The organism is Thermoanaerobacter thermocopriae JCM 7501 (assembly GCF_001310975.1).
Taxonomy (GTDB): domain Bacteria; phylum Bacillota; class Thermoanaerobacteria; order Thermoanaerobacterales; family Thermoanaerobacteraceae; genus Thermoanaerobacter; species Thermoanaerobacter thermocopriae.
Window position 1 is genome coordinate 22717 of the sequence record NZ_BAZY01000024.1, and the last position, 13123, is coordinate 35839.

Annotated in this window: 12 protein-coding genes and 3 pseudogenes; 13 read left to right on the forward strand and 2 right to left on the reverse strand. The window is 33.5% G+C overall.

Going from position 1 to position 13123, the window contains the following annotated elements; all coding sequences use genetic code 11:
• Window positions 1-130: 130 nt before the first annotated feature.
• On the forward strand, window positions 131-400 hold the full coding sequence (locus JCM7501_RS09295) for a pro-sigmaK processing inhibitor BofA family protein (RefSeq protein ID WP_028992740.1): 270 nt from the start codon (window positions 131-133) through the stop codon (window positions 398-400).
• A gap of 345 nt (window positions 401-745) precedes the next feature.
• A complete protein-coding gene (gene sspI / locus JCM7501_RS09300) occupies window positions 746-946 on the forward strand; it encodes a small acid-soluble spore protein SspI (RefSeq protein ID WP_013150206.1) in 201 nt (66 codons plus the stop codon).
• Window positions 947-975: 29 nt separating this feature from the next.
• Here sspI and JCM7501_RS15960 read toward each other — a convergent pair.
• Window positions 976-2330: pseudogene (locus JCM7501_RS15960) on the reverse strand (hypothetical protein).
• A 96-nt stretch (window positions 2331-2426) separates the two neighbouring features.
• Between JCM7501_RS15960 and JCM7501_RS09310 the strand changes: the two are divergent.
• Window positions 2427-2693, forward strand: a complete 267-nt coding sequence (locus tag JCM7501_RS09310; RefSeq protein ID WP_028992545.1) for a DUF1294 domain-containing protein — start codon at window positions 2427-2429, stop codon at window positions 2691-2693.
• A 99-nt stretch (window positions 2694-2792) separates the two neighbouring features.
• Window positions 2793-3972 (forward strand): annotated as a pseudogene (locus JCM7501_RS09315) (FprA family A-type flavoprotein).
• A gap of 17 nt (window positions 3973-3989) precedes the next feature.
• On the opposite strand, the gene arsC reads toward JCM7501_RS09315, so the two are convergent.
• A complete protein-coding gene (gene arsC, locus JCM7501_RS09320) occupies window positions 3990-4427 on the reverse strand; it encodes an arsenate reductase (thioredoxin) (RefSeq protein ID WP_028992544.1) in 438 nt (145 codons plus the stop codon).
• A gap of 123 nt (window positions 4428-4550) precedes the next feature.
• Between arsC and JCM7501_RS09325 the strand changes: the two genes are divergently transcribed.
• The 9 genes and pseudogenes from JCM7501_RS09325 (at window position 4551) to aroB (ending at window position 13088) form a co-directional block, all read left to right on the forward strand.
• On the forward strand, window positions 4551-4859 hold the full coding sequence (locus JCM7501_RS09325) for a hypothetical protein (RefSeq protein ID WP_012995037.1): 309 nt from the start codon (window positions 4551-4553) through the stop codon (window positions 4857-4859).
• Between the two features lie 216 nt (window positions 4860-5075).
• Window positions 5076-5972: a phosphogluconate dehydrogenase (NAD(+)-dependent, decarboxylating) gene (gene gnd / locus JCM7501_RS09330; protein WP_012995038.1), complete on the forward strand. Its 897-nt coding sequence runs from the start codon at window positions 5076-5078 to the stop codon at window positions 5970-5972.
• A gap of 15 nt (window positions 5973-5987) precedes the next feature.
• On the forward strand, window positions 5988-7445 hold the full coding sequence (zwf, locus tag JCM7501_RS09335; RefSeq protein WP_028992543.1) for a glucose-6-phosphate dehydrogenase: 1458 nt from the start codon (window positions 5988-5990) through the stop codon (window positions 7443-7445).
• A 17-nt stretch (window positions 7446-7462) separates the two neighbouring features.
• Window positions 7463-8080, forward strand: coding sequence for a cyclase family protein (locus tag JCM7501_RS09340; protein WP_012995040.1), 618 nt, complete (start codon window positions 7463-7465; stop codon window positions 8078-8080).
• Between the two features lie 4 nt (window positions 8081-8084).
• The gene (locus JCM7501_RS09345; protein WP_013150213.1) at window positions 8085-8330 is read left to right on the forward strand and encodes a hypothetical protein; all 246 of its coding nucleotides are present in this window, start codon (window positions 8085-8087) and stop codon (window positions 8328-8330) included.
• Between the two features lie 82 nt (window positions 8331-8412).
• Window positions 8413-9081, forward strand: coding sequence for an L-serine ammonia-lyase, iron-sulfur-dependent subunit beta (gene sdaAB / locus JCM7501_RS09350; protein WP_028992542.1), 669 nt, complete (start codon window positions 8413-8415; stop codon window positions 9079-9081).
• Window positions 9082-9093: 12 nt separating this feature from the next.
• Window positions 9094-9987, forward strand: coding sequence for an L-serine ammonia-lyase, iron-sulfur-dependent, subunit alpha (sdaAA, locus tag JCM7501_RS09355; protein ID WP_012995043.1), 894 nt, complete (start codon window positions 9094-9096; stop codon window positions 9985-9987).
• 1 nt (window position 9988) lies between these two features.
• Window positions 9989-11777: pseudogene (gene pepF, locus JCM7501_RS09360) on the forward strand (oligoendopeptidase F).
• Between the two features lie 240 nt (window positions 11778-12017).
• Window positions 12018-13088 carry a 3-dehydroquinate synthase gene (aroB, locus tag JCM7501_RS09365; protein WP_028992541.1) on the forward strand — a complete coding sequence of 357 codons (1071 nt, stop codon included), beginning with the start codon at window positions 12018-12020 and terminating at the stop codon, window positions 13086-13088.
• The last annotated feature ends 35 nt before the right edge of the window (window positions 13089-13123 follow it).

Below are 13123 nucleotides of genomic sequence, written 5' to 3' on the forward strand. Positions count from 1 at the left end.
TGTCTTAAATTTTGTAACCTCTATTATTTTATATGATTAATAAAGACTAATCAATTAAAAAAATACAAATTTAATTATTTTTAACTTGCGCAATATGATATAATTTAATCAAAATATGAGAGGTGATTGTATAGTGGTAGAAGGTACTTTTTCTTTTATTATTGCTATTTTAATCATAATTTTTATTTTATGGATTTTAGGTAAATCTCTAAGGTTAATGTTAAAATTTGTACTAAATGCCTTAGTGGGTTTTGTGATGCTTTTATTTTTTAATTTTTTTGGTGTTCTATTTGGGGTTTACTTGCCTGTCAATATAATTACTTCATTCATTACAGGAGTTTTTGGAATAGCAGGTATAGTGATTTTGTTGATTCTTAAATATTTATTCCATGTCATATAGGGTTAAGTTCCTTCTCAGGAACTTTCAGACTATAGACAAACTTCGGAAATAGGATATTTTGCAATCGGTGCGACTTGTGACAAAGCGATAACAAAACTTAATGAGACCGAGGGTGGAGGCAGGGCCGAAGCCAAGGATGGCGGAGGCGGGCACTAAGACAAGGAGGTCGAATGTGCGGAACCTGCGGAACCCGAGGGTCGAGTTTAGTTTTGTCGCTTTGGAACACCGGAGTGACGATGCAAAATATCCTATTTAAAAAATTTTTTACTTTGTCAACAAACTGTTTTGTTTATTATTTTTTGTTTTGGGAATTATATTAGTGAATCTTACAATTGGAGGTATGTTATGGACATAAAGAAAGCTGTGCTTGACAACTTAAAAGGAAAAACAAAAGAGGAAATCAAAGGGTTTATACAGGAGGTTGTTGACAGCAAAGAGGAAAATGCAATACCAGGATTGGGGGTGATTTTTGAGGCGACGTGGGAAAAAATGACCGATGAAGAAAAAGACAGTATGATGAATTTGATAATGAGAGGAATATCTTAAAGGCCGAGGTTTAGTCCTCGGCTTTGTAATTATAATAAAAGTATTGTCACGAAATATGATGCTATAAGGCCTATTATTACAGGTAACATGTTTCTTTTAGCGATTTTTTCAGCTTCTACGTCTAGTACTGTCGAAACAGCTGCGATACTCCAAGGTATTATTGTACCTCCTCCTGTCCATATTGCGGTTATCTGTCCTATAGAGGCTAAAATTGCTGGGTTTAAATTTAAAGTTGAAGAAAAAGTTTTAGCGATAGCACCTATTAAAGGAAGGCCTGAGAATCCAGAGCCGGATAAACCGGTTAGAACTCCTAATGAAAATTCTAATAAAGAAACAGTGTACTTATTTAATGGAATGTGATGAGATAAATACATTCCTAAATCTACAAGATATCCTTTTGCATGAGGACTTATAACTTCCTTTGCCATGCTTGTTTCTCCAAGAAGAAAAAAGGCGCTGATGACTATAATTGGGGCAAAAGTTCTCATTCCAGTTATAAAACCTTCTTTTAAGTATTCACGGGTTTTGGCTAAAAAATTTTTTTGGACTATAGTAGATGCGATTAAAACTATTATAGATGTTCCACCTATTAAGGCAGTGGCCGCATTAGAGTGAATTCTAAATAACATCATCAAAATTATGTCTAAAATAAAAAGTCCTACTGCGATTATTGAAACCACCACACTACTAAAAGGAGGAAAAGGTTTGTCAACGCTATTAATGTCTAAATGATTGTTTTGCTGTTGTTTTTTACTCTGCTGCAATGTAATAAAATAAAGTATAAGAATGCTTACAGTTGAGGCTGTAGCCAGATAGGTAAGCTTGTCAATATTAATGTGAGGATTGGTATGCCTGCTGCCCTGGCTGTTATAGAGGGAGCTCCTTGTATGAAAAAGTCACTTGACAATGCTACCCCAAAGCCAAAAATTGAAACAATAGAGGCAAGACTTATTTTGTTAATACCCGATTTTAAAGCGGGATTGATGAGGACTGTGCCGAGTAAACCCACTGCAGGTGCAGGCCATATAAAAAATGATAAAAACATCGTTAAAAAGCCGATTATCCAAAAAGAAAAAGTAGGAGTTTTTAAATATTTTATAAATGGTTTAGTTATGATTATATCTGCGCCTATATCATCTAAAGCTTTTGACATAGATATTATAAGTGATATTATTACTATAATTTGCCATAGCCTTTTTCCTGACACAAAAATTGCAGTGTAGAGTATTTGAACGGCTTTTAAGATATTTCCAGTTGATAGAAATCCAATTAAAAATATTGCTAATATTATGGGTAGAATTATATCTTTTCTCATTAAAAGTAAAATCAATATAATTAAAATCATTATTAGATATGCTATGTGGGATGCAGTCAAGGTAACCATTTCAACACCTCTCAATATTTTTCATAGTTTTATGATAGCTATATTTTGAGTTTTTATACCTTTTATAAAGTGGTATAATTGTTATGAGGTGTTATAATGAACAAGATTGAAATAATTGCTTTATTAACTTTAAATGTATTTTCTTTTGTTTTAATGGGTATTGATAAGTATAAAGCGCTACATAAACTTTGGAGAATAAGTGAAAAGACCTTTTTCTTTTTAGCACTATTTGGTGGTTCAATAGGCGTATGGCTCGGCATGTATTTTTTTAGACATAAGACGAGGCATAAATTATTTACAATAGGAATACCATTTATTATTTTTTGCCAAATTTTATTGTTTTCTTACATAAAAGTTTGGTAAAACAATGCATATAATAAAAACTTGCAAGAAAAACTATTTTTTTATAAAAAATTATTTGCTATAATAGAGTTGAGAAATTAACAAATAGGAGGAATACCGATGAAAGCAATGGCTATAAAACCAGGAGTAAGTAAAATTGGCGCAGTACATTGGGAGAGAAGATTATTCGACTCTTTAATACCCCTGCCAGATGGTACGAGTTATAATGCTTATTTGGTAGAAGGAGAGGATAAAATAGCCCTTTTGGATACTGTAGATCCAATGACTTCAGATGTTTTGATAGAACAGTTAAAGGATGTAGAAAAAATTGATTATATAATAGCGCATCATGCAGAGCAAGACCATTCGGGATGTATTCCTTTAGTCCTTGAGAAATATAAAGAGGCTAAGGTGATATGTACTCCTAAAGCAAAAACTTTTTTTAATGGATTTACTTTTAATACCTGAAGACAAATTTATTACTGTAGAAGACGGTGAAACTTTAGATTTAGGAGGAAAGACGTTAAAATTCATACATGCCCCGTGGGTACATTGGCCAGAAACAATGTTTACTTACCTTGTAGAAGATAAAATCCTTTTTACGTGTGACTTTTTAGGTTCCCACCTTGCAACTTCTGAACTTTATGCAACAGATGAGTGCAAAGTGTATGAGGCAGCAAAAAGGTACTATGCAGAAATAATGATGCCTTTTAGAAACTTTATAGAAAAGGACTTAGAGAAAATAAAAGATTTAGATATAGATATAATTGCTCCCAGTCATGGTCCTGTGTACAATAACCCTAAATTTATCTTAGATGCTTATGATGAATGGGTTAATGCAGAACCTAAAAATATAGTCGTAATACCTTATGCTACCATGCACGGCAGTGTGAAAAAAATGGTGGAATACCTACAGACTGCTCTTGTGGCAAAGGGCGTCATTGTAAAGCCTTTTGATTTGTCTGTTACAGATATAGGTGAATTGGCTATGGCATTAGTGGATGCTGCTACAATAGTTATAGGTACTCCAACAGTACTTACCGGTGCTCATCCAATGGTGGTTTATGCTACTTATTTGGCCAATGCTTTAAAGCCAAAGACAAAGTTTGTTTCAATTATAGGCTCTTATAATTGGGGTAGCAGGGCACAAGATCAGCTTTCTCAAATGATTACCAATTTAAAAGTAGAGGTTATTTCACCAATTTTCATAAAAGGATTCCCAAAAGAAGAAGACTTTAAGGCTCTTGATAAATTAGCTGAGGAAATAGTGAAAAAACATGAAGAGGCTGGAATTTTATAATTTAAAAGCACTCGTGATTAGTACGAGTGCTTTTTTATGTCTTCTATCAAATTTTTTACATTTTCTTTGATTATATCTCTTATTTCACGAAATTTATTTAAAACTTCTTCTTCTGTGCCTGTTGCTCTTGCAGGATCTTCTAAGTCCCAATGGAGGCTTTTTATTGAAGGAGGCAAAGCAGGACATTTATCTCTTGCATCACCACATAAAGTTATCACATAATCTGCTTTAAAAAGGATATTTTCATCCAATAAATCGGAAGTTTGATTGCTTATGTCAATTCTTATTTCCTTCATAACTTGTACAGCTTTTGGGTTTAAACCGTGAGCTTCTACACCACCACTATATACTTCAAAATCATCTTTTCCATAATATTTGCCAAAACCTTCTGCCATTTGACTTCTACAGGAATTGCCAGTGCATATAAAATACAAAATTTTTTTATTTTTTGACACGTAACATCCCTCTTTTTCGTTTATTCACAAGTTATTATAAATGATGGTAGATTATAAAACAATCCACTTTTTGTTAAGAATATGTTAAATTCTTTTGAGTAAAATAAAGTAGAGGTGATATTCATGTTGAATTATCCATACGGGCAAAATTCCCTAGCGCCCGGTATAATTGTTTCATCAGATAATGGAAATGCAAATTTAAAAGTACCAACAGATACATTTAGTATATATGTAAATGAAGAATATGTAGGAGATAAAATTCTTATTGCGCAAGGGGATTTAGGGAAAAATTCTGTAAAGGAGTACCTTATGAATCAAGGTTTTACGGATTTTAGCTATACAATTGATGGAAAAAATATTTATATAGACACATATGAAGAAAATGCTAAAAATATGATAAATTATTTAAAAGTGTATTTAAGAATAAGGTAAAAGGGACTAAAATAGGTCCCTTTTAAATTTTGTTATATTGTAAATAAAAACACGGAAAAATAATAGTGTAAAGGTATTAAGCAGGGTTTTTCCCTGTTTTTTAAATGAAAGCATGTGATTTTCGTAATTTAAAATTTTAAAATGTATGATATAATTATATAACACCCTCAACTAAAAAATATTATACAACAATAATTATTATTAAGGAGGATTTATATGAAGGTAGGTTTAATTGGATTAGGACGAATGGGATTTAATCTTGCTTTAAATATTAAAGACCATGGGCATGAGGTAGTGGCATATAACAGGTCACCTGAGAAAATAAAGGAGGCTGAAAAGGCAGGAATAAAAGGAGCTTATACAATTGAAGATTTAGTAAAAAACCTTGAAAGAAGAAGAATAATATGGCTTATGGTACCTGCAGGAGACCCTGTTGACGAAATGATAGAAAAATTAGTTCCCTTGCTTGAAGAACATGACATCATAATAGACGGCGGCAATTCCTACTATAAAGATACTTTAAGAAGGTATGAGATGCTTAAAGAAAAGGGAATTGATTTTGTAGATGTTGGAACAAGCGGAGGAATTGAAGGAGCAAGGCATGGGGCTTGTACCATGATAGGAGCAGAAGATGAGGTCTTTAAATATATTGAACCTCTAATTAGGGATATAAGTGCGGAAAACGGTTATTTACATACAGGAAAAAACGGTTCAGGACATTTTGCAAAAATGGTTCATAACGGCATAGAATACGGAATGATGCAGGCTATAGGAGAGGGTTTTGAAGTTTTAGAGAAGAGTCAGTTTGATTTTGATTTAAAAGAAGTGGCTAGAGTTTGGAGCCATGGCTCAGTAATTCGCGGATGGCTTATGGAGCTTATGGAAAAAGCTTTTGAAAAAGACCCTAAATTATCTGGGATAAAAGGAATAATGCACTCTTCTGGAGAAGGACTCTGGACGGTAGAAGAAGCTTTAAACCTCAAAGTGCCAGTGCCTGTAATTGCACAGTCTTTATTTATGAGATATCGTTCAGAGCAAGAAGATACCTTTGCAGGAAAGGTTGTAGCTGCTTTGAGAAATGAGTTTGGAGGACATGCGGTGGAAAAGAATTAACACGAGGTGGTTTATATGGTTAAAAATAATATATCTAATATAATGGTTATATTTGGCGGGACAGGGGATTTAACTCACAGAAAAGTTATGCCTGCTTTGTACAATTTGAAATACCAAAAAATTCTTCCTGAAAATTTTGCTATTGTATCCATAGGAAGGAGAGATAGAACAGAAGAACAATATAGAAACGAAGTATTAGAGTCAATTAAAAATTATTCGAGATTTGACATTGATGAGAAAGTTTGGCAAAATTTAAGTGAGAGGATATTTTATAAAAGGTTTGATTTTGTATACGATAATGGATATATAGAGCTAAGTTCTTTTTTAAAGGACCTCGATGAAGAATATAATACAAAAGGCAATAGGATATATTATCTTGCAGTAGCTCCAGAATATTTTGGTATAATTGTTGAAAAACTTTATAGGCACGGCATGGTAAATAATGAGACCTCTTGGCAAAGAGTGGTTATAGAAAAACCTTTTGGAGAAAACTTGGAATCGGCGCGGAAATTAAATAAAATGATAACTGATGTTTTTACAGAGAGAAATACCTATAGGATAGATCATTATCTGGGAAAAGAAATGCTTCAAAATATAATGGTAATTAGATTTGCTAATGTATTTTTTGAGCCCGTATGGAACAGAAGGTATATTGATAATGTTCAGATTTCTTCAAGTGAAACAGTCGGAATAGAAAATCGCGGTGGATATTATGAAAAAGCTGGGGCCTTACGAGATATGGTACAAAATCACATGATGCAACTTCTAACTTTAACGGCAATGGAACCGCCTGTAAATCTCGATACAGAGTCTATAAGAGATGAGAAGGTAAAAGTTCTGAAGTCTTTAGAGATATTTACTCGCGAGGCTGTTGAGAAAAATGTTGTGAGAGGGCAATATGTAGGATATAGACAAGAAGACAAAGTTTCCCCTACTTCTAATACAGAGACATTTGTAGCTTTGAAAGTGCATGTGGAAAATTTTCGCTGGGCAGGAGTACCTTTCTATATTCGCACAGGCAAAAGAATGCCGGAAAAGTCTACACAAATTGTAATACAGTTCAAACCGTTGCCAGGAATCTTGTATTTTAAAGAATATAAAAATTTATTGCCAAATTTATTAGTTATAAAAATTCAACCTGAGGAAGGTGTAAAGCTTCAATTTAATGCAAAAGTTCCTGGGGCAGGAGATATCACCATACAACCTGTAGATATGGATTTTTGTCAAAATTGCCAGATTTCTAGTAATTCTCCAGAAGCTTATGAAAGACTTCTTTACGATGTCATGAGAGGAGATTCTACTTTATTTACGCGATGGGATGAGGTAGAATATTCTTGGAAGTTTGTAGATGCTATTGCTGAAGCATGGAAAGACAAAACGCCTGACTTTCCTAATTATCAACCGGGGACATGGGGACCTAAAGAAGCGAATGAACTGCTATTAAAGGATAATAGAATGTGGTGGAATGTATAAAAAAGGGGGTAAATCAAATGAAAATATATGATATCTCAATGGAAATTCAAGAAAGTATGACTGTTTATAAAAATAAAGAGGAAAAAAGGCCTAAACGTATTATTACTGTTGGTAAGGATGATGTGACAGAGTCCCGTATTAGCATGGACATGCATACGGGAACGCATATTGATGCTCCTCTCCATATGATTAGAGGAGGGGATACAGTAGAAAATATAGACCTCCATAAGGTTATAACTAAATGTAAAGTATTTGACTTTACAAATATATCTGATAAAATAACATCGGAAGACCTTGCAAATAAAGACATTCAAAATGGAGACTTTATAATATTTAAAACGAGAAATTCTTTTAGAGAGGATTTCGATTTTGAATTTGTCTATTTAGATAAAAGCGGTGCTAAGTTTTTAAAAGAAAAAGGTATAATCGGTGTAGGCATTGATGCCTTAGGAATTGAAAGAAGCCAGCCAGAACATGAAACTCACAAGATTCTTTTAGGAGCAGGTATAGTTATTCTTGAGGGACTGCGGCTTAAAGATGTAGAAGAAGGAGAATATTTTTTGTATACTGCACCTTTAAAAATTAGAGGTGCTGAAGCATCCCCTGCAAGAGCTGTTTTGATAAAGGAAGAGTAAAAATATGAAATTAAAATTGTCTGAAGGCAAAAATTTTGTTTTTGGAAAAATCTCATATGATGAAGAGAATACAGATGAATATATAGAACTTTTATTTGAAAAATTTGGTAAAGAATTTTTTAAAGAAGTATATTTAAAGTATCAAAAAGGCATGACTATTGACGTAGCTTTTAAAGAGGTATTAATCAAGCATAATAAGCTAAAATCCTTAAATATAAAAAAATTAAAAATAAAAAGCAAAATGGTTTAACTTCTTTTTTGGTGTAGGGGATTTTTAAAAAGCCAAGTGATCATATGGTTAACAAATATTTTGAGTAATAAGGAGATTTTGTATGAGAGAATACAGTGTATTTAATATTATAGGGCCTGTGATGATTGGGCCCAGCAGTTCTCATACAGCAGGGGCTGTAAGGCTTGCGAAAATTGCTCGAAAAATTGTAGACGAGGATATATCACAAGTGGAATTTGTATTGTATGAATCTTTTGCACATACATATAGGGGGCATGGTACAGATAAGGCTCTTGTTGCCGGGATTTTGGGCTTTGCCCAAGATGATGAAAAACTGCCTCATTCTTTTGAAATAGCAAGACAGCAAGGGATAAAGTTTAAATTCACTGAAAGTGATGAAGAATCACCTCATCCCAATACTGTAAGAATGATAATAACAGGCAAAAGTGGACAGAAAATTAACATTTTAGGATGTTCTATTGGTGGAGGAAATGTGCTTTTAAAAGAGATAAATGGCATAGAGGTAGAAATTACTGGTGAATATCAAACATTGATTACAAATCACATAGATAGACCAGGGATAATAGCGAATGTTACTAAAATTTTTGCAGATTACAAAATAAATATTGCTTTTATGAGAGTATACAGGCATTCAAAAGGTGAGAAAGCTATTATGGTTGTAGAATCAGACCAAAAAATACCTGATGCTGCAAAAGAAACCATAAAAAACATCGATGGAATTTTAAATGCCATAATAATAAATCCTATGTAATGGAGGGGCAAAATGTATCAGTATAATCATGGTTATGAATTATTGGAACTTACAAAAAAATTTAATTTACCTATATCTCAAGTTGTAATGTTGGGAGAGCAAGAGAGAACGGGAGAAGAGTTGGATGCAATTTTTCAAAAGATGAAGAATAATCTGATTGTAATGAAGGAATCTATTAATAAAGGTTTAAATGAAGATTTAAAATCGGTAAGTGGTTTAACAGGTGGAGATGCAAAAAAACTGTATGAAAGAGTAATCATTGGCAATACTCTTTCTTGTGAAACAATGGCAAAAGCTGTTGCTTCTGCTCTTGCAGTGACAGAAGTAAATGCTTCTATGGGTAAGATTGTCGCTGCTCCTACAGCGGGGTCTAGCGGAGTTATTCCGGCAGCTCTTATAACTGTAGGCAGAAAATTTGGAAAGAGTGATGAAGACTTGACAAGAGCTTTGTTTACTGCATCAGGGATAGGCATTATAATAGCCGAAAACGCTACTTTATCTGGAGCTGAAGGGGGATGTCAAGCGGAAGTGGGTTCTGCGTCGGCAATGGCTGCAGCGGCTTTAGTAGAACTTATGGGGGGAACACCGGAGCAGTGTTTGACAGCGGCTTCTTTTGCTCTAATGAATTTATTAGGGCTCGTGTGTGACCCTGTTGCAGGACTGGTAGAAATTCCTTGCGAAAAGAGAAATGCTCTTGGGGCGGTTAATGCCATTATGTGTGCTGATTTTGCAATAGCAGGAATGGACAGTGTCATACCCTTTGACGAAGTGGTAGAAGCTATGTATAAAGTAGGGAAAGCCATACCCTATGCTTTAAGGGAAACTGCGGAAGGGGGACTTGCAAAGACCCCTACAGGGATAAGGCTTAAAAAAGAGGTATTTGAAAAAGAGAAACGGGGGAATTAAAGTGGAGATATTAAAAGATAGAAGCGAAATTGAAGATAAGTATAAATGGCGACTTGAGGATATATATGAAAATGAGAACTTGTGGGAAGAAGACTATAGCAAGACAAAAGAGCTATTAGAAGAAGTTCTGAAATTTAAAGGCAAAATTAATACTTCAAGAGATTTATTAGAGGTATTAAAACTTAATGACCAAATTGGAATGACAGCTAGTAAAATTTTTGCCTATGCCCGTATGAGAAGAGATGAAGACAATACTAATCCCAAGTATCAAGCTTTAACTGACAAGGCTATGAGGCTAAACATTGAAGTTATGAGTGCTACTTCTTTTATAGCTCCAGAGATTTTGTCTATTGATACACAAAAATTAATGGAAATGATAGAGGAATTAGAAGAATTAAAGATTTATAAGCAATATCTTGAAGATTTAATTAGGTTTAAACCTCATGTACTTTCACCAGAAGAAGAAAAAATATTAGCAGAAGCAAAAACATTGGCAGAGTCTGTTTCAAATATATATACTATGTTGAATAATGCTGACATGAGATTCCCCACTATTAAAGATGAAGAAGGCAAAGAAGTAGAATTAACTCATGGCAATTTTATAGCTTTATGCAGAGTAAAGATAGAAACGTTAGAAAAGCTGCATTTAACGCCATGTATGACACATACAAAAAATTTATAAATACTTTTGCTTCTACAATGGCAGGAAATGTAAAGAAAGATATTTTCTACGCGAAGACACGGAAATATAATTCTTCATTGGAAGCCTCGCTTTTTGAAGATAATGTGGGTGTAGAAGTTTATAACAATCTTATAGAGACAGTACATAGTAGGCTTGATGTATTACACAGATATGTGAGGCTTAAAAAGAAGCTTTTAGGCTTAGACGAGCTTCACATGTATGACTTGTATGTACCTTTGATACAGGAATATGATAAGAAGTTTACATATGAGGAAGCAATAGAGCTGGTACTTGAAGGTCTTAAGCCGCTGGGAGATGAGTACATAAATTTACTCAAACAAGGGTTTAATTCCCGTTGGTAGATGTTTATGAAAACCGAGGTAAAACTTCTGGAGCTTATTCCTGGGGGACTTATGGTACCCATCCTTATGTACTTTTAAACTATCATGGTAAATTAAGTGATGTATTTACAATTGCCCATGAAATGGGACATTCCTTGCATACTTATTATTCAAATGCAACACAACCATATGTGTATGCAGGTTATAAGATTTTTGTGGCAGAAGTAGCTTCTACTTGCAATGAAGCTATACTTATGGATTATCTTTTGAAAAATTCTAAAGATGAAAAAGAAAAACTTTATCTTTTGAACCACTTCTTTGAGGAATTTAGGGGGACAGTTTATAGACAAGTGATGTTTGCTGAGTTTGAAAAACTCATACACGAAATGGCAGAAAGAGGAGAATCTCTTACAGCGGAAGTGTTAAACAAAAAATATTATGAATTAAACAAGCTCTATTACGGCGATGATATTGTAGTAGATGAAGGTATAAGCTACGAATGGGCAAGGATTCCTCATTTCTATAGAAATTTTTATGTGTACAAATACGCGACAGGATTTTCTGCTGCAATAGCTATTTCCCAAATGATACTAAATGAAGGCAAAAAAGCCGTAGAAAGATACAAGGAGTTTTTAAAGAGCGGAAGTTCTGATTATCCTTTAAATCTTTTAAAGAGGGCAGGAGTAGATTTGACTACTCCAAAACCAGTAAACGAAGCATTGGACGTTTTTGAAAAATTGCTTGATGAATTTGAAAAATTAATGTAGGGAATCGATAGGGCAAGTTTTCACTGCCCTAAAATTTTTGGGTGTAAACTTCCAATAGTTGGAAGTCAATATAGGTGACGTTTTGCACAAAGCGCGCAACTTGACCAAGCAGTGCAAAAAGCCATAATATTTACTTACAAAATTTTTAAAACGGAGCCTGAAGTTTTTTATGATTTTTATATAGGAATTTTCTCTTTAATGATGTATAATATTAAAATAAAAAAGTGTGAGGTGTGAACTTTGGATTTTATAACAGTTGATTTGAAAGAAAAGTCCTATCCCATTTATTTTGCCTATGATTCTTTTGATAAATTAGGAGAAATAGTAAAGAAACATGTAAGAAGCAGTAAAACATTTATAATAACTGATTCTATTGTTTATCCTTTGTATTTTGAAAAACTCAATGAAAGTCTTACAAAAAGCGGTTTTAACGTTTCATATGAAGTCATTCCTCCAGGAGAACCCAGTAAAACAATGGAAATGGCACAGAGGCTTCTTGAAAAAGCTTATGACAATGGACTTTTAAGAGACAGTTCAGTTATAGCTCTCGGAGGAGGCGTTGTAGGAGATATAGCGGGATTTGTGGCAGCAACTTACATGAGGGGAATAGACTTTGTGCAAATTCCTACAACCTTGTTGGCTCAGGTTGATAGTAGTGTTGGTGGAAAAGTAGGAGTTAATCTAAAAAAAGGTAAAAACATAGTTGGCGCATTTCATCAGCCTAAAATGGTATATATAGACATTTCTGTTTTAAAAACTATAAATAAAAGAGAAATACTTGGGGGACTAGCCGAAATAATTAAATATGGAATTATATGGGATTTCGATTTATTTGAATACATCGAAAATAATCTTCATGAAATTTTAAATTTGAAAGAAAACAAATTAAAACATATAATAAAAAAATCCTGCGAAATTAAAGGGAAAATTGTTTCTCTTGATGAAAAAGAAGAAAACCTGCGTTCAATATTAAATTTTGGCCACACTATAGGACATGCCATTGAAGCTTTAACAGGTTATCAAAAATACATTCATGGAGAAGCAGTCGCTATAGGTATGGTGTACGCTTGTAAACTTGCATTAGATTTAGGGTATATTAATGAAAAATATTTTGAAAGAATTTTTTCTTTAATACAAAAGACAGGGTTACCTACAGACTATGAGGATTTGCCCAAAGAAAACATCGTAGAGGCTATAAAACTTGATAAAAAGAGTAGAGAAAGCAAAATAAATTTTGTTCTTCCCTCAGGTTTTGGAAAAGTTGAGGTCATAAGTGTTAAAAAGGAAGAAATCTTAAAGGTTTTAAAATAAGCGGGTAACCGCTTTTTTCTTCATCTTTTTATGAA

What these genes read in the sequence shown, in the direction of transcription:
- sspI (WP_013150206.1), top strand. Translation starts at nt 746, where the DNA reads ATGGACATAAAGAAAGCTGTGCTTGACAACTTAAAAGGAAAAACAAAA.
- JCM7501_RS09310 (WP_028992545.1), top strand. Translation starts at nt 2,427, where the DNA reads ATGAACAAGATTGAAATAATTGCTTTATTAACTTTAAATGTATTTTCT.
- JCM7501_RS09325 (WP_012995037.1), top strand. Translation starts at nt 4,551, where the DNA reads ATGTTGAATTATCCATACGGGCAAAATTCCCTAGCGCCCGGTATAATT.
- gnd (WP_012995038.1), top strand. Translation starts at nt 5,076, where the DNA reads ATGAAGGTAGGTTTAATTGGATTAGGACGAATGGGATTTAATCTTGCT.
- zwf (WP_028992543.1), top strand. Translation starts at nt 5,988, where the DNA reads ATGGTTAAAAATAATATATCTAATATAATGGTTATATTTGGCGGGACA.
- JCM7501_RS09340 (WP_012995040.1), top strand. Translation starts at nt 7,463, where the DNA reads ATGAAAATATATGATATCTCAATGGAAATTCAAGAAAGTATGACTGTT.
- JCM7501_RS09345 (WP_013150213.1), top strand. Translation starts at nt 8,085, where the DNA reads ATGAAATTAAAATTGTCTGAAGGCAAAAATTTTGTTTTTGGAAAAATC.
- sdaAB (WP_028992542.1), top strand. Translation starts at nt 8,413, where the DNA reads ATGAGAGAATACAGTGTATTTAATATTATAGGGCCTGTGATGATTGGG.
- sdaAA (WP_012995043.1), top strand. Translation starts at nt 9,094, where the DNA reads ATGTATCAGTATAATCATGGTTATGAATTATTGGAACTTACAAAAAAA.